Genomic DNA, 20,447 nt, shown 5'->3' on the forward strand with positions numbered 1-20,447 from the left:
GCTCTCCTACAAAGAGCCCGTCTTGGAGTAGAATGAAAAAGATTCATCCATTAGAGTCCTTCATATTCCTAGTCATGACTAAAGCAATCACAACAGCCAGAACACCAGCGGAGGCTTTGCCAATCATGACAGGAATCATCATATCCTTCTCTACGCCTGCTACAAAAGCGAGATGGCTTCCAATAACAAACGCTCCGCTGACGGCGAAAGCCGCGTTAACAACTTTCCCCCTGTCATTCATATCTTTCATCGTACCTAGCATCGGTAAGTGATGAGCCAAGGAGGCCATAAGCCCAGTCATCGCGGTCGCATTCAGCCCAATGCGTGCCCCAAGCCTTGTAAATAGCTTCTCTCCTATTCGATTTAAAAAAGCGACGAGTGGATAAGCTCCTGCAAGAGTAACAGTAATACGCCCAACAATTGTTATCCCTTCATTTAAAGGGGCCATCCCCGGAATGACAGTAAATCCTGTTAATGTTTCAATAATAATCGCTGCTAATCCTGTAATTACAATAAGCTCTACACCTTTTCCAAATATAGCGAAGAAACGAATGGTAGCACTCGTGAAAAGCCATAAACCAATCGCAATCATTCCAGCAAGTAAAATAGAAGGAACAAGGTTTTGTACCATCCACAATGGTTCATACCCTGCGATAAACCCTCCTGTAAAAACTCCAAGAGGAATAGTCATCATTCCAATTAAGATCCCCTTCGCAAAAAAGGGGCGATCATTTTTTTGGATAACAGTTAAAGCGATGGGAATGGTAAAAACAAGCGTCGGTCCCATCATCGTACCTAATAAGGACCAGGAGAAGATAGCTGCTTCTTCTGTAGCAGCAAGAGATGTAGCGAGCGAATATGCCCCCATATCAATAGCAAGAAGCATGGAAGCAAACATGGATGGGTCTGCTCCGAACCATTCAAATAGCGGAACAACAATCGGAGCGAGCCACTTTGCAAGAACAGGAGCCAATGAAATGATGCCCACCATAGAAAGGGCGAGTGGTCCCATCATCATAAAAGCTTCATAGAATCGCCAACCTAAATATAATTTATGATTCAGTACGTAATAATCTAGTGCCCCGAGCACCATAAATAAGCACATGACTGTTAATATTAGATCGTTAAGCCACAACCGCCTTCCTCCTTTGAAGATTCAACTATGTATTAGCGACTGATTCACCAACCTCATGTTAACATTAAATGTAAAGATGGGAACTATTTTTCTTCACAGTATAAATAAAAGAAGTTCCTCTACTTTAGAAGAACTCCCTCACCTCATTATATCCGTCAAAAAAATCATACTAATAAACCCAAAAATAAACGACAAAGTAGCTACCCGTTCATTCCCATCACCGTGACTTTCAGGTATCAATTCCTTATAGACAATAAAAAGCATCGCCCCCGCTGAAAAGGCAAGTCCATATGGAATAATATTGCTAAAAAATTGCCCAAACCACATCCCTACCATTGCCGCTAGTAATTCCACAAGAGCTGTCACACTAACAAGTATCATCAGTTTTAGTCGATGAACCTTTTGTAGTAATAAAAATAATGCTACCAGAAACCCCTCAGGCATATTTTGCAGTCCAATGACAAAGGCTACGATTGATCCTAAATCTCTATAGTCACTGGCAAAGCTAATGCCTACTGATAACCCTTCTGGAACATTATGAAGAGACATCGCGATAATAAACAATAAAATAGAAGAACGTGACACTTTTTCCACTTCATGTTCTAAGTCCTGATGAGGTAAAAGAATTTCTAGGAGCATCAGCACCACAGTTCCAACTAAAATTCCTGTTATTAAGACAGGCACATTCGATAGTTTTAAAGCTGAAGGAATAAGACCATACGTTGATGCTGCCACCATCACGCCAGCGGTGTAGGCAAGAAGCACATCACGCCCTTTATGAGAAAGGTTTTTTATGAGCAATACTGGCAAAGCACCAAGCACTGTACATAAAGAAGCTACTAGCATACTAATCATTTCTACTCCCATTGAAATTCCCCCTCCCACTACTCTATGAGGACGAGATTAGGTTCATGAATGCACTGTTTTTACATTTTTATGGAATATTCTGAAACCTCACTTCAGCTAAAACGTATATAAGAGTAACAAAGAATTTGGAGGGTTTTTAATGAATAGGAATAGCAACATGCTTTGGAAGTTAATCGCGATATGTGGAGCCTTATTCCTTGCGGTTGGGTGTTCTTCTGTGAATTCAGAAGAGAAAGAAGGAGACCGGGAAACAGCTGAAATTGTGGTCAAGAAGATGTTCTCTGGCCCAAGCGAAGAACTAGCAGAGAATTATGAGAATATACAACAATCACCTAGTGATATCGAGACTTATTATGACGAAGAGTTTAAGTCCTATTTCTCTGAAAGCTATTATGATGATGCTATAGCCAATCGTGCGATTACCTTATTTCACAGTAAGGTTCAAGGAATCGATGGAAAGATGAATGTGGAGGATTTAACAATAGAACCAGTAGAGTCCGTGGATGATGCCTATACGTATACCGCTAGCGTACAAATCACTACAGCTGAGGCAGGGGATGAAACCGTTGAACTATCAGGAAGAATCAACTTTAATGAGGACGGTGCTATTACAAGAATCACACACAATGATCTCGATACCTTTACAAAAGCTGTTAACACAAAGTAAATCTCTACAGAAAAGAGCTCAGAGACTGTTCTGAGCTCTTTTTCATATACTTTAATCAATAGCTTTGTACTCTTTACCTAGCTGCTGAAATGATTTTTTCGTAGAGGTGACAAGAATTTTAGTACCAATCGGAATCTTTTCATAAAGGGCTTCTACATCTTTATTATTCATTCTAATGCAGCCGTTTGATATATATTTTCCAATTGAATCAGGTCTGTTGGTACCATGGACCCCGTAAATTCGACCATCCGTATCTTTAGCATCGAATCCAATCCAACGAGTTCCAAGTGGATTCTTCGGATCCCCACCTGGAATGTTCAATTTTCGATAATAGGGATTTTTTGCTTTTACTGTAATCGTATGAAGTCCTTCTGGGGTTAGATCTGAAGTTTTCCCAGTGGCAACCGGGTAGACACCTTGTATTTTGCCATCATCCATAAAAGCTAATTCATTTGTTGTTTTATTTACAATGACAAACGGGTAGCCTCTTGAGGGATTTTCCCCAATCGGCCAAATTGGAGAAACGAGCAAAATAAAAACGAGCAAGCTTTTCACCACAACAACCTCCTGTTCGGTATGGTTTTAGTGGTAGCTTGCCCGCTAAAGTTACTAAATATCACTCTTTTTAAACGATCGCTTGATAATTAAATATTGTTCGATTTCATTTAATAGATTAAATAAACTTGCTCGCTCTTCAAACTCTTCTCGCGTTTGAGGGAGTTCTCCCTTTTTAAAGCCTTCTTTCATTTCTTTAATTTGCTTCAAAAATAGAACTGCTGTATTCCCCGGGTGAACGCTGTCTGATAGCTCATCAAAAAATTCAGCCATGATCATCGACTGCTGATAAGTATGGTTAACACGACTGATATGGGGCAACATGCGCTCGAGCAATTCAAATTGCTTCTGTCGCATCTGAAAGTAGTGATAATATTCATGGTGATTGCGAAGCAGATGGTTCTCTACATCTCGATAAGCCAAGCTCTTTGCGTCTTCAAGCATAAGAGCCGTTTCCGTTAACTCTTGACCAGACCATTTTTGGTCACCGGTTCTTAAGAATTCAGCGATTTCTTTTAGAATAATACTAAAATTATCCTCGATTTGTTTTTGTTTCTCTTTTAAATTGCTTTCAAGACTAGGCATGTACAAGTTAAGAATTAGGGCTACACCTATACCAACAACAATCAGTAAAAATTCATTAATAAGGGTTTCAAAGCCAATATTGTTTGAACCATATAAGTGCAGAATAATAACAGAGCTTGTTACGATTCCCTCTTTTACTTTTAATTTTACCGTTGCTGGAATAAATAAGATTAGCATGATTCCAATTGCAAGAGGATGATAGCCTATTGTTTCAAATACAGCGTAGGAAAAGGCCATTGCCAATAAACAAGCTGCAAACCTGGATGACGCACTCATAATAGAGCGTTTTCTCGTATTTTGTATACAAAGTATGGTAAGGATTCCAGCCGAAGCGAAATTCGTTAAGGCTAGGATTTGAGCAATCCAAATCGCTATAGGGGTTCCTACAGCGGTTTTAATCGTTCGATATCCAATCTTCACGTCTTAATCTCCTTTAATTTCGGTAACATATCCATTTAGATGAGTAAAAAGATGGCCAAGTATGACCATCTTCTCACTTAAATTTCTTCACAATGTTCGTCAAAGATTGCTTGTAGTTTATTTACGACCTGGATTGGATCAAATCCTTCAATGTCGTGGCGTTCTACCATCGTCACAATCTTACCGTCTTTTAAGAACGCGAAAGATGGTGAAGAAGGAGGGAAGCCTTCGAAATATTCACGAGCGCGATTGGTAGCTTCACGATCTTGGCCAGCAAAAACCGTCACCAAGTGATCTGGACGTTTATCGTAATGAACAGAGTGGGCCGCAGCTGGGCGTGCTACACCACCAGCACAACCACATACAGAATTAATCATAACGAGTGTCGTTCCTTTTCGCTGTAATGCTTCGTCTACTTCTTCAGGTGTTGTCAGCTGTTCGTAACCAACCGATTCAATTTCATTACGAGCCTGACCAACAGCGTCTTGCATGAAAATATTAAAGTCCATATGTGCATATCTCCTTTTTGTAGAGTGATCTACTAAGCCCATCATATCAAGATTTTCTAGGGCTTTCAACGAAATTACTCGCAAAATTCTAACGAGACTTCCCTAAATATTCCTATTGACGCAGATCCCCTCAACCCCTATATTACAAAATGAACACTTGGAAAAACTAAGCAGATTCTCATTTGGAGGAGGAACATCAATGGCTTATCTATTTGTCGCTCCAATTGCTATTATTCTCATAGTGATTGGTGGCATTAAGAGGAATAAAATTTTATTGGCTATAGGCGCTTGTTTAGCTATTTTTTTCGCCTATACAACCTACACATCAACACCCCCTTCCACTATTCCGGATGGATTTAAGAAAGCAGAAGCATTAGAGGGAGAGCCCGGCGTTGATCGATTAACTACCTATTTAAACGACAAATTCCCAGATGCAACATATCATTTAAAACCACAACAACAAGGTGACAATTCGTCTTCACTCATCACCGTCGCCTTCGAAGAAGAACCAGATTGGTTTTACAATTATCTCGTTAAAGAAGACGGGATTGCCCAAGTTGGAGTACTAGCTCCTAAAGACGAAACTCCAGAAGAAGGAGATTTTTTCGAAGAGGTGGAATAATAGCCAAGTGATAGAAGCGCTAATCTCAGTTACATAAAAAAGACTGGCCATAGGAAGTCCCTTTCAGACTTCTAGGCCAGTCTTTTTATTGTGTACATACTATTCATCATCACTTGAGTTCTTCTTGTTCCCTTTAGCGTATTTCCCCTGGCGGCCGTACTCTTTATTTTGTTCCTCTGTTCGGTTCTCGCCACTTTTACCTTGATCGTTATTGTTGTTAGCCATTGTACATACCTCCTTAGAAGTTCTTTTGTTGACTCCAATTGTCTATACCCGTCTTATTTCCAAAAGTAAACACAAGAACTGTTTTTATCCGCACCGACAACGTTCAATACAAGATTGGGCGATCTTATTAATGGATTCTCTCTCAAACAAAATCCCAACACCTGATTGCTCTTTCCTGGCTACTAATCCAACCTCTCGTCCATCCTCTAGATCAAATACGATCATTTCATCCACCATTAAGGTTATCTCATCTGTTTCTACTTCCTTTGCAAAAATGGAGATGCCTCTGATCTCTGTGACAAAAAGCTGATCAACAGAAATATGATACAGAATATTGTCTTCATCCTCTTCTTCGCGGTTTAATTCAGACGGATGCAGCTTAGTTACATCCCAATACCTAACAAACCCTTCCGATTCAAGTCTTGTATTATGAATCGAAATGTATTGATGATTTACTTCAATAAGGATTGAATCGTATTCATCCAAGGCTTCGTTTTGAACATGGAGACTCGTTGAAGTTGCAATAATGGAATCGAGTCGCTGACCGACTAAATAAGCAAGAGCTACAACATCTTTTTCAGATAGATGTGCTTTAAAGGGTTTCATTCCGATTTCTCCTTTCCCTATTAACCATCAAACATATCAGTAGCGATGTTTATCCTTCAGAATTATAATGGATGAGGTGATTCTAATAAGAAAGGACACATCTGACATGCAAACAGAAAGCAAACTGGGAATACTTTATACAGCTAGCGCTTATGTCCTGTGGGGAATTTTGCCGATTTACTGGAAATTGATTCAAGAAATGCCGGCTTTCGAAATTTTGGCCCATCGTATTATCTGGTCGTGTCTCTTTATGTTTGGAGTCATCGTTATACTTCGGAAAAACAAACCATTTAAACAGGAAGTTAAACGCATCTTCACGAATAAAAAGCAGCTTATTGGCATCAGTCTTGCTTCCATCACAATTAGTATTAATTGGGTTACCTATATTTGGGCTGTAAACACAGATCACGTAGTAGAAGCTAGTCTAGGCTATTATATTAATCCACTCGTGAGCATATTCTTAGGAATGCTTGTATTGAAAGAATCGTTTAATAAAGCTCAATGGCTTGCCATTCTTCTTGCAGCAATCGGTGTAACCTATATGACGTGGAACTTCGGGTCCTTCCCTTGGATTGCTCTATTACTTGCGTTTAGTTTTGGATCCTATGGTTTATTAAAGAAGATGGTGAACGTAGGAGCTGTGTTTGGATTGACGATCGAGACATTATTGGTCACTCCTATTGCGTTGCTATATTTATTCCGCCAACAAGCCGGAAGCTTTGGAGAAGTAGAATGGATTTCTATGACTTCTATCTATGTATTTGGGGCAGGAATCGTAACTGCAATCCCACTCCTTCTGTTCTCAAGCGGAGCAAAGCGTATTCCTTTATCCTTGGTTGGCTTTCTCCAGTACTTTGCTCCAACCATTATGCTAATTATTGGTGTCTTCTTATACAATGAACCCTTCACTCATGTACATATGATCGCTTTTTCATTCATCTGGTCCGGATTGGCCGTCTATACGATCACAAGACTCAAACGCCCCCGCACCTTAGCGCAGTAAAGCACTCCAGCGTGTCAGACACCCTGCACTTCACTAAAGCGCAGAAGCGTGTCTGGCACGCTGTTGTACTGCACAGTAATAAAGATTGAAGTTAACAATCATATAAAAAAGCAGGTAGGTGCGTAGCCTACCTGCTTATCCTTGCTTCATTTTAAGTTGTTGATCAGCGAATTGTTGGTAAGTTGTATGGTATTGGTAAAGCTCTTCATGACTACCGATCCCCGTTACTTTCCCTTGATCTAGAAACACAATTTGATCAGCATTTACAACGGTCGATAATCTATGAGCGATTACGATCGTCGTCCTGTCTTTCATCAGATTATCGAGTGCTTTTTGAACAACCATTTCTGCTTTACTGTCCAAACTAGAGGTGGCTTCATCTAATAACAGAATGCGTGGATCGCGTATTAACGCACGAGCAATGCCTATCCGCTGCCGTTGACCACCAGAAAGCTTAATCCCCCGTTCCCCTACTTCCGTATCGTACCCAGCCGGGAATGAGGATATAAATTCATCTGCATAAGCCATGCGTGCAGCCTTGCGGATCTCTTCCTCAGTAGGTTGTTGGTCTAGTCCATACATAATGTTTTCTCGAATGGTACCAGCTATAATCGGACTCTCTTGTGAAACGTACCCGATCTGACTTCTCCATTCTCTTAGTGAAAGCGAGTCAATCGGAGTGTCGTTATACATAATTTCACCCTTAGTAGGAGAGTAGAACCGTTCAAATAAAGAGAATAACGTAGTCTTTCCGCTCCCACTTGGACCTACTACTGCTGTGACAGCATTTGGAGAAACGGTAAACGAAACGTCCTTTAGAACAAGCTCTGAAGGATCGTATGCAAATTGAACCTCATTAAGCGTAATCGGAGCTTTCCCTGCTCCTAAACTTATGCCTTCCACAAGTGGCTCTTCATCTCGAGAAAGGATATCAACGATTCGTTCAGTAGCTCCAATAGCTTTCTGAAATTGAGTGAAGAAGTTCGTAAACTGACTCAAAGGAACCACAATTTGGAACAAATATAAGATAAAGGCGACAAGGTCACCTGCAGTAAGGGCACCTGAAGAAACGCGGAAGCCTCCGTATCCTAACACAATAACAAGCATAGCCATCATCACAAGGGTCATTAATGGACCAATAACTGCTTGAATTTTTGCTTCTTTCACCCCGTACTGAAATAAGTGGAGAATCCCCTTTTGTCCTTTGTTAAATTCTCTTTCTTCAGCATTAGAGGCCTTCACAAGACGGATCTCAGAAAGTGTCTGGCTTGTTGTGGATGTAAACGTAGCTGTCTCATCTTGCAAACTTCTAGAGATCTTATACATCTTCCGACCAAGAGGCAAAATGATCCCAACAGCTAAAGGAACCGCTATTAACATTACGATTGTCATCTTCCAGTCGAGATAAAGGAGGATAACGATTGAACCAATGATTGATATTAATCCAGTGAAAAAGTTTGTTACATGCTCAGTAATTAAGTTCTTTACAATACTTGTATCATTTATAATGCGAGATATCATTTCTCCAGTCTTTGTCTGATCATAAAAGGAGACTGGAAGCTTAATATGTTTATCCCACACTTTCGTGCGCAGGCTTGCAACAATTTGCTGACCTACATAATTTAACAGATAGATTGATACGCCACTTGCAATCGCTTGTAAAAGAAAAATCACAAATAACCCTGCTACATATACCCATTTGAAGGACTCAAGTGTGAAATCATCAATGAACCCTTTCGTAAGGAGTGGGATGATGAGCCCAACAATCGTAGAAAGTATACTAAATGCAACCGCAACAACCATACGACCCTTCGAAGGGTTTGTCCCACGAACCAAATGAAGAAAATCCTTCCACCCTATTCGTCTCTTATTATCTTCTCTCATCTCTATTGCCTCACTTCATTCAAACTTCACCTTAAGTTTACCATAACAACCTACACATCATCTTACTAAAGCCCTAAAGCGTGCCAGACACCCTTCATCGCTTTAATGCAAAGAAAGGTGTCTGGCACGCTTCATCCTGCTAAAGTGCTGTGACATAAGGAAACATCTAGCCATTCTGCTAGATGTTTTTAGAGAGGTTATTGAAGTCCTAGCATTTCTACTAGCTTGAGATAGCCAAAGGGCAGTATGGTAGCCATGACCAGTCCTGAAGCTATGGCAATGGTTACATATGTTTTATATTGATTATTTGTAATGTCACTTCGTTTTTTAGCAATCTTGAATACTCTTACCATCGAATAAACAGTCATCAAAATGATGATAGCTGAAAATATTGATAATAATGTTACCTCCACACTACTCACCTTACCTTCTACATCAGGACCACATTAACGCATAATGAGGATTCTTATTGAATGGCTATACTCGGGTCAAAATCATCCAGGTTAATCTTTGTATCCTTGCCCATCGCAATGTTCGCAAGTTCCATCCCAAAATACGGACCACTAGTTAACCCAGAAGCTCCTAATCCATTTGCAACAAACAGCCCTCCTACACCAGATACCTTACCAAGTACAGGGCGTGAACCTGGTGTAAATGGTCGAAAGCCGACTTTAGTCTGGACATAATGACTTTCTGAGAGCCCTGGAGCAACACGAAGAACTTTATCCAACAGCTCAGAGACACCACCAGCTGTGACGTCACTATTAAACCCTGCTTCATCTTCTTTAGTAGCCCCAACAACAATCCTTCCGTTTTCAAATGCTAAAATATAGTGATTGTATGGTGGCAAAACGACAGGCCATTCATTGGTATTCCTATTAGGTAGATCCAAATGAATAATTTGTGCTTTTTGAGGACGGGCTTCAAAATGTAGACTTAATGGTTTCAGAATCTCTTTAGCCCACGCACCACCTGTCACCAAAACTTGATCACTTTCATACACTTCTTCGTCTACTTTAACACCGGTTACAGAAGTTCCTTCATATATAAGAGAAGCAGCTCCGGAAACAAGTTCAGCACCATTCTTCTCAGCCGCACTCAGGAGAGCATCTCGAATGGCTCCCCCATTAACGCGAGCACCACCACTTATATGGACAGCACAGTACTCCTCTGATAGTACAGGGAACATCTTTTGTGTCTCTGCAACTGACAGCCTTGTAACTTCCCCCATTTCAGGAGTTGTTTCTTTACGCTTTAGGGCGACTTCCATTTTACGGTCTAGTTTCTCTTCAGTATCAAAAATATTTATAGCACCAACCTGTTTATATCCGGTTTCTGTCTCCCCGTCTTTTTCTAGCGCTTCGATCAGCTCAGGATAATAAGCAGCTCCGTTCTCAACGAGTTGGTACCAAGATTTATTTGAACGATTTGTTAACCAAGGACAAATAATACCCGCCCCTGCTTCAGTCGCTTGCCCACGATCTTGCCTGTCGACAAGCGTAACCTGCTCACCTCTTTTAGCCAGATGATAAGCTGTGGAGGCCCCGACGATGCCGCCTCCAATAACGATATGTTTTTTCATGATGACACCTATCCCTACTCAGTCTTATGTACTCTCGTCATTGTACAAGATCTAAGACCACAACTCAATTAGCCCTCTGTTCGCTTTTCACTAAAGAGAAGCAATAACGTCGCAATGGGACCTGTAAACAACGACAATAAGAACCAATTTAGCCCAGTCCGATTCTTCCCTTGAGCAAGTGCTGCATTAATTAAAGCAAGCGTCCCCCAACCTACATAATAGGACTCATCCATCGTAATCACCCCCACTAAAAGCTTAACATAACGTTGGTAAATAATGTTTGTTAGATTATGCTCACTCTTTTATACTGTAGGAAAGAGGAGGAATAATATGAGTACAAAAGAAAAAGTTTTTCAATCCCAGTTCAAAGAAGGCGCCTATCCGTTTTACGAAGAGCTTCGCCAAGAAAACCCGATCTTTAAAATGTCTGAAGTACATAACCAGAGGACCTGGATGGTGACACGCTTTAGTGATGTGAAAGAACTATTAAAGACACCGAGCTTCTTGAAAGACTTCTCTAAATTGTATCCAAATGAAGATGAGAAAAATGTTGAACAAACTATTTTTAGCAATATGATGCTAGACCTTGACCCACCTGACCACACACGCCTCCGGAAACTTGTCACACCTTACTTTAATCCCAAGACCATCTCTCAATTAAGTCCGCGAATCGATGAAATTGCTAAAGAATTAATCGAAGACATGAAAAATAAACAGGGCCCAGTCGATCTAATTGATGAATTTGCCTTCCCATTACCGATCATCGTCATTAGTGAACTTCTTGGCGTTCCACCGGAGGACCGTGACTCGTTCAGGAAGTGGTCGAACACGATTGTATCTGCCTCCGAAGGGGAAAACCCTCAATTCTCACAAGACGTCAAAGACTTTGTTGCTTATTTAGATGATCTGTTCGAACACCGTCGAACAGAACCTAAAGACGATCTCATATCGAACCTCATCCAAGCCGAAGAAGAAGGGGAGCAGTTAAGTCGTAATGAGCTCTATTCAATGGTTGTACTTCTTATCATCGCCGGTCATGAGACAACCGTGAATTTGATTGCCAATACGCTATACGCACTCTTACAACATCCTGATCAATTTAATCGATTAAAAGAAGACCACTCTTTGATTGAGAGCGCTATTGAAGAAGGGCTACGGTACTATAGTCCTGTCGACTTCTCAACGGCTCGCTGGGTAGAAGCTGATCGTGAGTTTCATGGTAAGACATTAAAACGAGGAGACGTAATCGTTGCTTCTTTAAGTTCAGCAAACAGGGATGAACAAAAGTTTGAAAACGCCAGCAACTTCGACATAACAAGAACCAATAATCAGCATGTAGCCTTTGGATTTGGGATTCACTTTTGCCTCGGTGCCCCTCTTGCCAGATTAGAAGGGAAAATTGCGATCCAACATCTATTAACCGCTTTTCCAAACTTAGAGCTCGCGCCACATACAACCCCATCATGGCGAAAGATATTTTTATTAAGGGGGTTAGTACAGCTTAACGTAACGTTATAAGCACTTAGAATAAAGTTCAGAGATTGCATGGACATTTGTGTTCTCGTGTTGCAAATGAAAATGGTGCAGTGAAACGTCACTGCACCTACCATTTACCCTTCTGCTTCTATTGCATCTGCCTTCGTCTTATGCACCGTACCAAACGGATGTTCAGGTGGCGCATAAATAACATAAACCTTCATCGGTATGTCTCCGATATTTTTCACGTTGTGCCACTTCCCTGCTGGTACCATGATGGCAAAGTCATCCCCAACCTTTTGTTCAAACGTAAGCTGGTCTTTTGTGTCTCCCATCTGTACCAAACCTTCACCTTGCTCAAGTCGAATGAATTGATCTACATTAGGGTGAACTTCTAATCCAATGTCGCTTCCTGGCTGAATACTCATCAGCGTAACTTGAAAATGTTCTCCCGTCCAAAGAGCTGTACGGAACGTATCGTTTTCAAGAGTTGCCTTATTAATATCAATCACAAAAGGCTCCCCACCGTAATCTTGTAACGTCATTCGTGCTTCATCAAATGATAGTGCATGAAAGCGTTCAGCATTTTCTACCTCGTCATTACAAGCCCTTAAGAATAAATCGTGAACAGGTGAAAGGTGTGACTGCTCATAATGGTCACGATACATCTCATAATTTTCAGCCTGAATGTCATAGGCTTTACTTAAACCTTCTTCATAGGTATTAAACGAAATACGATTAATTTGATAGGTTGGACGGTTTCCCGTAATCTCCGTATACAGGGCTGTAAATCGGTTTAAATGATCTTGCTCTTTCCTCAACGCTTGAACAATGTTTATATAATCCGTTTCGCTAGGCGCGGCTTGCGCTAAGCGATTATAGAAGTCAACCGCTGTTGCCTCACCTTTTATTCCTGTTAACAGTGCTTCCGCTACGCGCTGATTGCTCCGCATCATTTCATTTGTGCCGTATGAAGCATCATCTTGATATGGATCAATGTGAGAACCATAATACACATTCATCATCCCCTTCAAAAAATTCATCACCCCATCCTATGCAAAGTGCCCATAATTTGTACGACATTCGCATAAAAAAGGACTAAACCCTTAAATAGGCATAGTCCTTATTTCGCTAAATTGAAGTCGACTGACCTGACTTCGATTCAACCTTATTCTTTACAATGCTAAAACCAATAATCGCAAAAATAATCGACAAAATCGGTGTAATGATATTAAAGAAAGCGTAAGGTGCATAAGAAAGTGTTTGAACACCTAGCGTCCCCGCTACAAAAACCCCTCCTGTATTCCAAGGGACAAGCACACTTGTCACTGTCCCCCCATCCTCAACGGCTCGAGATAAATTCTTACGGTGAAGGTTATGCTTAGGATACACTTCTGCGTACATACGAGCTGGTATGATAATAGAGATGTATTGCTCTGCCATCGATACATTCGTAAGGAATGAGGTGAAAATTGTCGTCGGAATAAGCCCTCTGCCGGAGCGTATTAAATTGACAATGCCATCCATCATCCTCTCAAGCATTCCCATACCTTCTAATACCCCTCCAAAAATCATAGCTACTAGAGTAAGCGAGATCGTATACATCATGCTGCTTAATCCACCTTTATTAAGCAGTTCACGAATCATTTCATTATCTGTTTTTAATGAGAAACCATCGTAAAGTGTGGTCACAGCCGTTCCCACTTGGTCTCCCTGAATCACGATCTGACAAAGAAAACCTAGAATAACCCCTACACTTAAAGCCGGCAAGGCAGGAACTTTAAATAAAACAAGTATGATGACGACAAGAGGGACAAGAAGTAACCACGGAGATATAAAAAAATGACTCTCTATGCTCGTCATAATCTCCTGTATCCGTCCCTCCTCAAAGCCACTAACAGAGAACTGTCTTCCTAAAAAGAAAAAGATGCAAAACGCAATTAGATAAGCTGGAATCGTAGTATAAAGCATATGTTTAATGTGTTCGAACAAGTTCACGTCTGCGATACCAGAAGCTAGGTTAGTCGTATCTGATAATGGAGACATCTTATCTCCCATGTATGCCCCTGAAATAATAGCCCCAGCGGTCATCGGCTCAGGGATTCCCATACTAATTCCAATACCCATACCTGCAACGCCCACTGTCGCCATCGTTGACCAGGAGCTTCCGATTGATAAGGCAACGATTGTACAGAGAAGCATAATGGAGACGAGGAAAAATCCAGGTGATATTAGTTTAAGGCCATAATATATCAAACTTCCTACTATTCCACCACCGATCCATGAACCAATAATTAGGCCTACTAATATCAAAATGACGATGGCTGGTAATGATTTATGTATACCTTTATAATAACTATCTTCAATTGCTTCCCACGAATAACCATAAAGTAATGCGATAATGGAAGCTGAAAAAGCTCCTAACAATAAGGGTACATGAGGCGCCCCCTCATACTTAATGATCGTACACCCCATACCTACGATCATGATCAGCAACGGCAAAACCGCTACGAAAATCGGCATATCTTTCTTCCCATTTTCCAAACCACCAACTCCTTTCTATTGAATACAATTTCTGAACTTTCCCTCATTTTCCTTTTAGCTAAACTACCCATTTTCAAAATAAGGAAAAGGAACCACCTAAAAAACCATCATCCTTGCGAAAAGGAGATGGTCTGTAAGAATCGTTTATAAAGGGAGGTACAAAGAAGTTGAAAACAAATAAAAAAGGAGCGCAACAATTAAGTTACGAACTCCTATAAATCTAAAAATGAGTAGATTTAGGCCCTAGTTGGTCTACAAGAATTCCTTTTATTTGATTAAAAGAAACATCTGTTAATTTATCACGATAGATCGTCTCCTCTGACCCATCCACCATATTCAACGTCAGCATGTCATTGTTTATCATAACCACATTATGGATCTGATTGTAATTTATTTGTTTGCTTTTTATTAAAGGAATTTGCGCAACTTCAAGTCGATCTTCATGAAATTCGATGTATGACTTCTTCCTTAATGAATAATAGTAAAGGGCTTTTACGACACCAATAGTTAAAGTGCCCCCTAATAAAAGTTTATCGCTTGAAGTAAGGCCCGATTGGAACAGAAGCAACAGGAACAAACTTACCACACCTAGAGCAGCATAGTAGAACAACACGTTATTTCCTTTACGTTTCCACGCTACACTTGAACCATACGGAAACATGATAACTCCCCCAAATTCGTTCTTTTTGTTATTTTATCAGAAAATTCTATCAAAATCTATAAATCTTCATTTCTTTTTTGATTGACTCGACCTTCTTCTGCATACTAGAATAGCGCAAGGTTAAAAGAGCCCTGATACTAAAGGAAAGACGAGGGTCAAGTATGGGATATCGCGTGAGTATTTATCTGTTAGGGATGTTGGTTAACTTTTTTGGTGTGGCCCTACTTATTAAAGCCACTTTAGGCGCTGGATTTTGGACAGCTTTATTTGTAGGCTTATCAGATCAACTCGGATTCACTGTTGGTATATGGTATGCCCTCTTTCAGTTCTTATTTATCTTTGCCAACGGATGGCTTATGAAACAAACGCCTGAGCCCCGTGCTATTATACCGCTTGTATTAGAAAGCTTAATTCTCGATTTTTGGCTCGAAATCGTTTTTCACGATTTCACATTGCTTCATTCACCATTCTTAATACAAGTTGGAGCACTTATGCTCGGAATCACACTTAGCGCTGTCGGAGTCGGAATGTATATCCTGCCTGCGTTGCCAAGGGCTCCGGTGGACCAGCTCTTCCTAGCCATCGCAAGCAGATTTAAACTAAGCTTACGCCTTAGTCAAACTCTTGTAGCACTTACTACTTCGACTTCAGCCTTCTTTATTGGGGGACCTGTTGGACTAGGTACTGCTGCTGGTGTATTATTTGCAGGTCCAATTATTCAGCTAACGTACAGTAAAGCTTATCCTTATTATTATTTAATTCATCCTCACTATAAAAAACGATACGAACTTGCACTATAGAGAAAAGCGTCTGCAACATGAGCAGGCGCTTTTATAAGAGCTTTTCTAATTGAAGATCTAACGGTTCTTTCTGATAGATTTCATCGTTGACTTCTTGTGCTAATATACAGCCCACAGATTGGTAAAAGCATTGCGTTTCAACTGCAGGATGAGCGCCAATATAAATTTTCTCAGCACCCAAGTCTTTAGCGATCTCGCAACACTGATAAAATAATTGTTTCCCTATGCCTTCCCCCCGATAAAAATTTGAAACATGAATAAAGGGCAGTGGTACATATTGATTTGCTGATCCAAAGAAACGATTCTCTACATTTGCAAATCCTGCTACCTGACTTCCTTCAAAGGCAGCTGCTACACCTCCGCCTTCTTCGATGCATCTTTTTAAGTACAAGGAGATGCCATTCTTTTGCTCTAGGCTCCACTGATCGATAAAAGAATCATCTTTTGTCTTTACATTAGTTTGGTTTGTCGTATACCAGACGCTTTTTGTTTCCTGATATCGGTCGAAATCTATTAAAAATTTTTCATCAATCTCGTTAGCGCTTACATTCCTTACCTGTAGACTTCTCTTCATAATCCATCCCTCCTACTTTATCTTACACTAAAAATAGAATCTTAACATTTTTCTGAAAAAGGATTGACGCCATAAATATTAGCCGTTATAATCCATATCAAGCTTTATTAATTAAATATCAAACTCTTATCCAGAGTGGCGGAGGGACTAGGCCCTGTGACGCCCGGCAACCTTTCAAGGATCGTCCTTGAAAAAGGTGCTAATTCCTACAGATCAATTATTGATCTGGCAGATAAGAGGAGGCCTTGTTACATACACCCTCTTCTTATTTTAGGAAGAGGGTTTTCTTATACCCTCTTCCTCATTACTTACTCTCTCGAAAGGATTGATGAACATGAAACGAACACTTGAACAACGTTTACAAGATGGACCGGTTATTTGCGGAGAAGGCTACCTATTCGAATTGGAGCGTCGAGGCTACCTCCAAGCTGGATCCTTCGTTCCTGAAGTCGCTCTTGATAATCCACAAGCACTAAAGCAAACCTATCGTGATTATATGAATGCAGGTTCTGACGTTGTTTTAGCCTTCACCTATAATGCTCACCGTGAGAAGATGCGTATTATTGGGAAAGAAGAGCTATTAGAACCACTTAACCGACAAGCAATCCGTCTTGCTAAAGAAGTAGCTAAAGAAAATCCAGTTGAAGAAGCGCTTGTGGCTGGAAACATTTCGAATACGAACCTCTTTGACCCTGAAGATGAATCTTCAAAAGAGGCCGTTCGCTCAATGTTTGCCGAGATGATTTCTTGGTGTAAAGAGGAAGGGGTCGATTTCGTAAATGGGGAAACATTTTATTATTATGAAGAAGCACAAATTGCACTAGAAGAAGTGCTCAAGCAAGACCTTCCTGCTGTCATTACACTTGGCGTTATGGGTGAGAATAAAATGCGTGACGGTTATGAAGTTGAAGAAGCTTGTCGTTTGCTTCAAGAACAAGGAGCTTTAGTTGTTGGAATGAACTGCTTCCGTGGACCTGCTACAATGCAACCTTATGTAGAGAAAATTCGCCAGGCTTGTGATGGCTATGTAGCTGCACTCCCCGTTCCATACCGCACATCAGAAGAACATCCTACGTTCTTTAATCTACCAGATGGCGGTTGTGCATGTCACTTACCAACAGAAACGACATTCCCAACTTCTCTTGACCCACTTTACTGCAACCGTTACGAGATTGCTAGTTGGGCTAAAGATGCACTAGCTACAGGGGTCAATTACTTTGGTTTATGTTGCGGCGCTTCTCCAAGCATGCTTCGTGAAGTAGCAGAAACAGTAGGCCGTGAAGCAATTAACTCTAAATACTCCCCGGATATGGAGAAACACTTCCTATTTGGTTCAGACGACTCGTTGAAAAAGCATAATCAAGCGTACCGCGTGAAAGCTTAAGATTGTAAGAAAGGAGGAACAAACCACTTTAGAGTTTGTTCCTCCTTTTTATAAGCGCATTGGGATAAACGCTGCTCAATTCAATTATCTATGTTGATCAATGAGGATAGGGTTCCCATCAGGATCTTCAATTGTGAAACTCCCTGGCCCTTCACTCGTTTCATCTGCTTGTGAAAGAATTTTAACTCCATTTTCTTTCAACTGTTTTTGAAGTTCTCTAACATCTGTAAACGAATCAAGTTCTTTAGCATCTTGATCCCACCCAGGATTAAAAGTTAAGATGTTTTTCTCGAACATGCCTTGGAAAAGCCCAATCACACAGTCACCATTCTTCATAATAACCCAATTCTGATCTGGCACCCCTCCAAGGGAATCAAATCCTAACGTTTCATAAAAAGCAATAGATTTTTTAATATCCTTTACAGTTAAACTAATAGAAAATGCCCCAAGCTCCATACCATTCCTCCTATTAATAGACTTCCTCCTTAATTAATTTCGCCTTCACCCATACAAAACCCTCTTCCTCATGTTATCTAGCCATTGAAGGAATTCCCGTTCTCTATCCTATTGCCCTTCCATACATTAAGTAGTACCTTGCTTACAAGAAAAAACGATTGCTATTGTTAGCAATCGCCCACGTTAGTAGAAATGTTTTTTTGGTTATCCTTCAAGAAATAGCCTAGTTGCTGCCAAAAGCATAACAATGGCTCCAATAATGTATTTGTAGCCGCTCCTATCTTGGCGTCCTTTAATGATTTCAATTGCTGTAAGTGTAAATGCTACTGATGCAAGGGCTAGAATTATATAGAGCTCTATCTTAATCTCCAAAAATAAATAAAATACCACAAGACCAATTACAGCGATTAAAAGAAGATCATTTACCCTTCTTACAATATTGATTATTTCTCCCTCCTTAAAACTCTCTCTTATTACGATGCACTAATAGATTAAATGTAGTCACCACAAAGGATCGTGCTACTAAAAATTTTTCTTAAGAGTATCCAGCAACAAATAGCCTAAAACCACTCCAGCAACGGTTGTAAGCGTAGGATGACCTACTAAAATGAGGTCAGGCATTCGCATTCCTTCCCCATATGGGGTGAGAGGCAAAGTGGACCAAACAACGATCACTAGAGCAGGCACTCCAACAGCCAAGCCTCTAATCCAGTCAAACGTCCAAGGCGTTCGTGCCATAACTTCTAAAATAAATTTAGGAAGGCGTAAAAGAACACCGATCCCAACAGGAAAAAGTGCAGCAAATAGCAGTGATGCAGCAGGGCGTTCATACGTAACCTTAAACTCTTCCTGTAAAGCCATTTCATAACTCTTCCCTAAGTAAATAATCAACCCAATCGCAAGCGTCCAGACAAAATAATACCCAAAAAGCTGCTTATTCCGAATACATATCCCCCTCCTCTAACATTTACATCAAACTGGTTCCCCATAGATTATTTAAAAGAATGACATAAAGGGTGAATGCTCCCGTTATGACCATAAACGTACTCGGAATCACTCGTAACGTTTTATTCCTACGCAGGGCTATGACAAAAACTAGGAAGGCACATAAAGCAACCCCATAATAAACAAAAATGATTGAATAATAAGTAAAGGGACCTAGAAAAAGACTAAGAACGAAAAACTGTAAAATAAAAGCAAAAAACGAACCCGCAATCCATTTTCTCTCGTCTTTAATCTCCCAAATGGACTTAATAGACAGAACAAAAACACTTAACACAACTGTCCCAAGTAGCCATTCATAAATGAAAAACATCTCTTCGTAGCCCACAGAGAGAAAATAGCCCAATATGAACAAAGGAATCATCGCCACTAATAAGTAAGCCATTCCCTTGAAACTAGCAGTCATTCATAGCTCACCCCTTTATTATCCATATTTTAACACACGAAAATTATGAGCACATCTCATAACCCTTAACGGAAATAGTCTCTCGAATCTTTCATTACCCGTCTCTCTATTCTTGAATAAACAAAAAAGAGCACCAGATCTTCTACAATCTGATACTCCCCCGCTTAAACCTATTGTAGTTATGTACCTATTTAAGCGGAACAGTTTGACAAGCTAAGCGATAGCCTTCTTCAAGCTCACCCTCTAGCTTCTCATGTTCCTTCGGCGTTGGCTTGTTTACAACTTCTTCACCGTTAAGTAACTCCACACGGCAACGGGTGCAGTTTCCTTTTTGGCATTTGTAGTCTAGAGGCACATCCTGTTCAAAAGCTGATGCTAAAAGGGATTGCCCCTTTACAGGTTGAATAGAAAATTCCTCATCTTGCTGTTTTACACGAATCATCATTTGATCCATCATAACCTTCCTTTCTATAACACATGTCTC

Annotated in this window: 26 protein-coding genes and 1 riboswitch; of the genes, 6 read left to right on the forward strand and 20 right to left on the reverse strand. The window is 40.4% G+C overall.

The genetic code is table 11. The features are described 5' to 3' along the window. Positions 1-43: 43 nt before the first annotated feature. Positions 44-1,135, reverse strand: coding sequence for an ethanolamine utilization protein EutH (gene eutH, locus ACYX4O_RS12175; RefSeq protein WP_476351254.1), 1,092 nt, complete (start codon positions 1,133-1,135; stop codon positions 44-46). Between the two features lie 138 nt (positions 1,136-1,273). Continuing rightward, positions 1,274-2,002 carry a ZIP family metal transporter gene (locus ACYX4O_RS12180; RefSeq protein WP_476351256.1) on the reverse strand — a complete coding sequence of 243 codons (729 nt, stop codon included), beginning with the start codon at positions 2,000-2,002 and terminating at the stop codon, positions 1,274-1,276. Positions 2,003-2,141: 139 nt separating this feature from the next. Between ACYX4O_RS12180 and ACYX4O_RS12185 the strand changes: the two genes are divergently transcribed. Next, positions 2,142-2,669, forward strand: coding sequence for a hypothetical protein (locus ACYX4O_RS12185; RefSeq protein WP_476351258.1), 528 nt, complete (start codon positions 2,142-2,144; stop codon positions 2,667-2,669). A 51-nt stretch (positions 2,670-2,720) separates the two neighbouring features. On the opposite strand, the gene ACYX4O_RS12190 is transcribed toward ACYX4O_RS12185, so the two are convergent. From ACYX4O_RS12190 to ACYX4O_RS12200, 3 genes are all read right to left on the reverse strand, one after another. Beyond that, positions 2,721-3,227 carry a L,D-transpeptidase gene (locus ACYX4O_RS12190; protein WP_476351260.1) on the reverse strand — a complete coding sequence of 169 codons (507 nt, stop codon included), beginning with the start codon at positions 3,225-3,227 and terminating at the stop codon, positions 2,721-2,723. Positions 3,228-3,278: 51 nt separating this feature from the next. Continuing rightward, a complete protein-coding gene (locus ACYX4O_RS12195; protein ID WP_476351262.1) occupies positions 3,279-4,229 on the reverse strand; it encodes an aromatic acid exporter family protein in 951 nt (316 codons plus the stop codon). A 77-nt stretch (positions 4,230-4,306) separates the two neighbouring features. After that, complete coding sequence (locus ACYX4O_RS12200) at positions 4,307-4,738, reverse strand: BrxA/BrxB family bacilliredoxin (protein WP_036785285.1); 432 nt, start codon at positions 4,736-4,738, stop codon at positions 4,307-4,309. 199 nt (positions 4,739-4,937) lie between these two features. On the opposite strand from ACYX4O_RS12200, the gene ACYX4O_RS12205 reads away from it, so the two are divergent. Beyond that, on the forward strand, positions 4,938-5,360 hold the full coding sequence (locus ACYX4O_RS12205) for a hypothetical protein (RefSeq protein WP_476351264.1): 423 nt from the start codon (positions 4,938-4,940) through the stop codon (positions 5,358-5,360). A 99-nt stretch (positions 5,361-5,459) separates the two neighbouring features. Here ACYX4O_RS12205 and ACYX4O_RS12210 read toward each other — a convergent pair whose 3' ends face one another. Continuing rightward, positions 5,460-5,585: a hypothetical protein gene (locus ACYX4O_RS12210; RefSeq protein WP_476351266.1), complete on the reverse strand. Its 126-nt coding sequence runs from the start codon at positions 5,583-5,585 to the stop codon at positions 5,460-5,462. Positions 5,586-5,669: 84 nt separating this feature from the next. Then, positions 5,670-6,191, reverse strand: coding sequence for a hypothetical protein (locus tag ACYX4O_RS12215; RefSeq protein WP_476351268.1), 522 nt, complete (start codon positions 6,189-6,191; stop codon positions 5,670-5,672). Positions 6,192-6,297: 106 nt separating this feature from the next. On the opposite strand from ACYX4O_RS12215, the gene rarD reads away from it, so the two are divergent. After that, positions 6,298-7,194: an EamA family transporter RarD gene (rarD, locus tag ACYX4O_RS12220; RefSeq protein WP_476357111.1), complete on the forward strand. Its 897-nt coding sequence runs from the start codon at positions 6,298-6,300 to the stop codon at positions 7,192-7,194. Positions 7,195-7,329: 135 nt separating this feature from the next. Here the strand turns inward: rarD and ACYX4O_RS12225 are convergent, their stop codons facing one another. The 4 genes from ACYX4O_RS12225 to ACYX4O_RS12240 all read right to left on the reverse strand — a co-directional run bounded on the left by ACYX4O_RS12225 (position 7,330) and on the right by ACYX4O_RS12240 (position 10,893). Beyond that, positions 7,330-9,084, reverse strand: a complete 1,755-nt coding sequence (locus tag ACYX4O_RS12225) for an ABC transporter ATP-binding protein (RefSeq protein ID WP_476357113.1) — start codon at positions 9,082-9,084, stop codon at positions 7,330-7,332. A gap of 191 nt (positions 9,085-9,275) precedes the next feature. Further along, positions 9,276-9,446 carry a hypothetical protein gene (locus ACYX4O_RS12230; protein WP_476351270.1) on the reverse strand — a complete coding sequence of 57 codons (171 nt, stop codon included), beginning with the start codon at positions 9,444-9,446 and terminating at the stop codon, positions 9,276-9,278. Positions 9,447-9,544: 98 nt separating this feature from the next. Further along, entirely contained in the window at positions 9,545-10,660 is a 1,116-nt protein-coding gene (locus ACYX4O_RS12235; RefSeq protein WP_476351272.1) for an NAD(P)/FAD-dependent oxidoreductase, read from the reverse strand. Positions 10,661-10,728: 68 nt separating this feature from the next. Then, positions 10,729-10,893, reverse strand: a complete 165-nt coding sequence (locus tag ACYX4O_RS12240; RefSeq protein ID WP_188653964.1) for a hypothetical protein — start codon at positions 10,891-10,893, stop codon at positions 10,729-10,731. 97 nt (positions 10,894-10,990) lie between these two features. Here ACYX4O_RS12240 and ACYX4O_RS12245 point away from each other — a divergent pair, with 97 nt between their 5' ends. Then, positions 10,991-12,178 (forward strand): cytochrome P450 family protein, encoded by a 1,188-nt coding sequence (locus ACYX4O_RS12245; protein ID WP_476351274.1) that lies wholly within the window; start codon positions 10,991-10,993, stop codon positions 12,176-12,178. 92 nt (positions 12,179-12,270) lie between these two features. Here the strand turns inward: ACYX4O_RS12245 and ACYX4O_RS12250 are convergent, their stop codons facing one another. From ACYX4O_RS12250 to ACYX4O_RS12260, 3 genes are all read right to left on the reverse strand, one after another. Beyond that, positions 12,271-13,179: a cupin domain-containing protein gene (locus tag ACYX4O_RS12250; RefSeq protein WP_476351276.1), complete on the reverse strand. Its 909-nt coding sequence runs from the start codon at positions 13,177-13,179 to the stop codon at positions 12,271-12,273. An 88-nt stretch (positions 13,180-13,267) separates the two neighbouring features. Beyond that, entirely contained in the window at positions 13,268-14,659 is a 1,392-nt protein-coding gene (gene nhaC, locus ACYX4O_RS12255; RefSeq protein WP_476357115.1) for a Na+/H+ antiporter NhaC, read from the reverse strand. 241 nt (positions 14,660-14,900) lie between these two features. Then, positions 14,901-15,341: a hypothetical protein gene (locus tag ACYX4O_RS12260; protein ID WP_476351278.1), complete on the reverse strand. Its 441-nt coding sequence runs from the start codon at positions 15,339-15,341 to the stop codon at positions 14,901-14,903. Between the two features lie 161 nt (positions 15,342-15,502). On the opposite strand from ACYX4O_RS12260, the gene ACYX4O_RS12265 reads away from it, so the two are divergent. Continuing rightward, on the forward strand, positions 15,503-16,141 hold the full coding sequence (locus tag ACYX4O_RS12265; RefSeq protein WP_476351280.1) for a YczE/YyaS/YitT family protein: 639 nt from the start codon (positions 15,503-15,505) through the stop codon (positions 16,139-16,141). Between the two features lie 31 nt (positions 16,142-16,172). On the opposite strand, the gene ACYX4O_RS12270 is transcribed toward ACYX4O_RS12265, so the two are convergent. Further along, positions 16,173-16,715, reverse strand: coding sequence for a GNAT family N-acetyltransferase (locus ACYX4O_RS12270; protein ID WP_476351282.1), 543 nt, complete (start codon positions 16,713-16,715; stop codon positions 16,173-16,175). 123 nt (positions 16,716-16,838) lie between these two features. Next, a riboswitch (SAM riboswitch) is annotated at positions 16,839-16,954 on the forward strand. 95 nt (positions 16,955-17,049) lie between these two features. Here ACYX4O_RS12270 and ACYX4O_RS12275 point away from each other — a divergent pair. After that, on the forward strand, positions 17,050-18,099 hold the full coding sequence (locus ACYX4O_RS12275) for a homocysteine S-methyltransferase family protein (protein ID WP_476351284.1): 1,050 nt from the start codon (positions 17,050-17,052) through the stop codon (positions 18,097-18,099). Between the two features lie 84 nt (positions 18,100-18,183). Here ACYX4O_RS12275 and ACYX4O_RS12280 read toward each other — a convergent pair whose 3' ends face one another. From ACYX4O_RS12280 to ACYX4O_RS12300, 5 genes are all read right to left on the reverse strand, one after another. Further along, on the reverse strand, positions 18,184-18,555 hold the full coding sequence (locus tag ACYX4O_RS12280; RefSeq protein ID WP_476351286.1) for a VOC family protein: 372 nt from the start codon (positions 18,553-18,555) through the stop codon (positions 18,184-18,186). A gap of 204 nt (positions 18,556-18,759) precedes the next feature. Further along, the gene (locus tag ACYX4O_RS12285; RefSeq protein ID WP_476351288.1) at positions 18,760-18,945 is read right to left on the reverse strand and encodes a hypothetical protein; all 186 of its coding nucleotides are present in this window, start codon (positions 18,943-18,945) and stop codon (positions 18,760-18,762) included. A 132-nt stretch (positions 18,946-19,077) separates the two neighbouring features. Continuing rightward, entirely contained in the window at positions 19,078-19,416 is a 339-nt protein-coding gene (locus ACYX4O_RS12290) for a hypothetical protein (RefSeq protein WP_476351290.1), read from the reverse strand. A 106-nt stretch (positions 19,417-19,522) separates the two neighbouring features. After that, a complete protein-coding gene (locus ACYX4O_RS12295; protein WP_476351292.1) occupies positions 19,523-19,963 on the reverse strand; it encodes a hypothetical protein in 441 nt (146 codons plus the stop codon). A gap of 187 nt (positions 19,964-20,150) precedes the next feature. Further along, positions 20,151-20,420, reverse strand: coding sequence for a 2Fe-2S iron-sulfur cluster-binding protein (locus ACYX4O_RS12300; protein WP_345239247.1), 270 nt, complete (start codon positions 20,418-20,420; stop codon positions 20,151-20,153). Between the last annotated feature and the right edge of the window lie 27 nt (positions 20,421-20,447).

The sequence above is a fragment of the Pontibacillus sp. ABV4_188 genome, from assembly GCF_056311905.1.

What these genes read in the sequence shown, in the direction of transcription:
- ACYX4O_RS12300 (WP_345239247.1), bottom strand. Translation starts at nt 20,420, where the DNA reads ATGATGGATCAAATGATGATTCGTGTAAAACAGCAAGATGAGGAATTT.
- rarD (WP_476357111.1), top strand. Translation starts at nt 6,298, where the DNA reads ATGCAAACAGAAAGCAAACTGGGAATACTTTATACAGCTAGCGCTTAT.
- ACYX4O_RS12270 (WP_476351282.1), bottom strand. Translation starts at nt 16,715, where the DNA reads ATGAAGAGAAGTCTACAGGTAAGGAATGTAAGCGCTAACGAGATTGAT.
- ACYX4O_RS12280 (WP_476351286.1), bottom strand. Translation starts at nt 18,555, where the DNA reads ATGGAGCTTGGGGCATTTTCTATTAGTTTAACTGTAAAGGATATTAAA.
- ACYX4O_RS12185 (WP_476351258.1), top strand. Translation starts at nt 2,142, where the DNA reads ATGAATAGGAATAGCAACATGCTTTGGAAGTTAATCGCGATATGTGGA.
- nhaC (WP_476357115.1), bottom strand. Translation starts at nt 14,659, where the DNA reads ATGCCGATTTTCGTAGCGGTTTTGCCGTTGCTGATCATGATCGTAGGT.
- ACYX4O_RS12240 (WP_188653964.1), bottom strand. Translation starts at nt 10,893, where the DNA reads ATGGATGAGTCCTATTATGTAGGTTGGGGGACGCTTGCTTTAATTAAT.
- ACYX4O_RS12215 (WP_476351268.1), bottom strand. Translation starts at nt 6,191, where the DNA reads ATGAAACCCTTTAAAGCACATCTATCTGAAAAAGATGTTGTAGCTCTT.
- ACYX4O_RS12275 (WP_476351284.1), top strand. Translation starts at nt 17,050, where the DNA reads ATGAAACGAACACTTGAACAACGTTTACAAGATGGACCGGTTATTTGC.
- ACYX4O_RS12250 (WP_476351276.1), bottom strand. Translation starts at nt 13,179, where the DNA reads ATGAATTTTTTGAAGGGGATGATGAATGTGTATTATGGTTCTCACATT.
- ACYX4O_RS12290 (WP_476351290.1), bottom strand. Translation starts at nt 19,416, where the DNA reads ATGGCTTTACAGGAAGAGTTTAAGGTTACGTATGAACGCCCTGCTGCA.
- ACYX4O_RS12200 (WP_036785285.1), bottom strand. Translation starts at nt 4,738, where the DNA reads ATGGACTTTAATATTTTCATGCAAGACGCTGTTGGTCAGGCTCGTAAT.
- ACYX4O_RS12245 (WP_476351274.1), top strand. Translation starts at nt 10,991, where the DNA reads ATGAGTACAAAAGAAAAAGTTTTTCAATCCCAGTTCAAAGAAGGCGCC.
- ACYX4O_RS12265 (WP_476351280.1), top strand. Translation starts at nt 15,503, where the DNA reads ATGGGATATCGCGTGAGTATTTATCTGTTAGGGATGTTGGTTAACTTT.
- ACYX4O_RS12180 (WP_476351256.1), bottom strand. Translation starts at nt 2,002, where the DNA reads ATGGGAGTAGAAATGATTAGTATGCTAGTAGCTTCTTTATGTACAGTG.
- ACYX4O_RS12230 (WP_476351270.1), bottom strand. Translation starts at nt 9,446, where the DNA reads ATGACTGTTTATTCGATGGTAAGAGTATTCAAGATTGCTAAAAAACGA.
- ACYX4O_RS12235 (WP_476351272.1), bottom strand. Translation starts at nt 10,660, where the DNA reads ATGAAAAAACATATCGTTATTGGAGGCGGCATCGTCGGGGCCTCCACA.
- ACYX4O_RS12210 (WP_476351266.1), bottom strand. Translation starts at nt 5,585, where the DNA reads ATGGCTAACAACAATAACGATCAAGGTAAAAGTGGCGAGAACCGAACA.
- ACYX4O_RS12205 (WP_476351264.1), top strand. Translation starts at nt 4,938, where the DNA reads ATGGCTTATCTATTTGTCGCTCCAATTGCTATTATTCTCATAGTGATT.
- ACYX4O_RS12260 (WP_476351278.1), bottom strand. Translation starts at nt 15,341, where the DNA reads ATGTTTCCGTATGGTTCAAGTGTAGCGTGGAAACGTAAAGGAAATAAC.
- ACYX4O_RS12295 (WP_476351292.1), bottom strand. Translation starts at nt 19,963, where the DNA reads ATGACTGCTAGTTTCAAGGGAATGGCTTACTTATTAGTGGCGATGATT.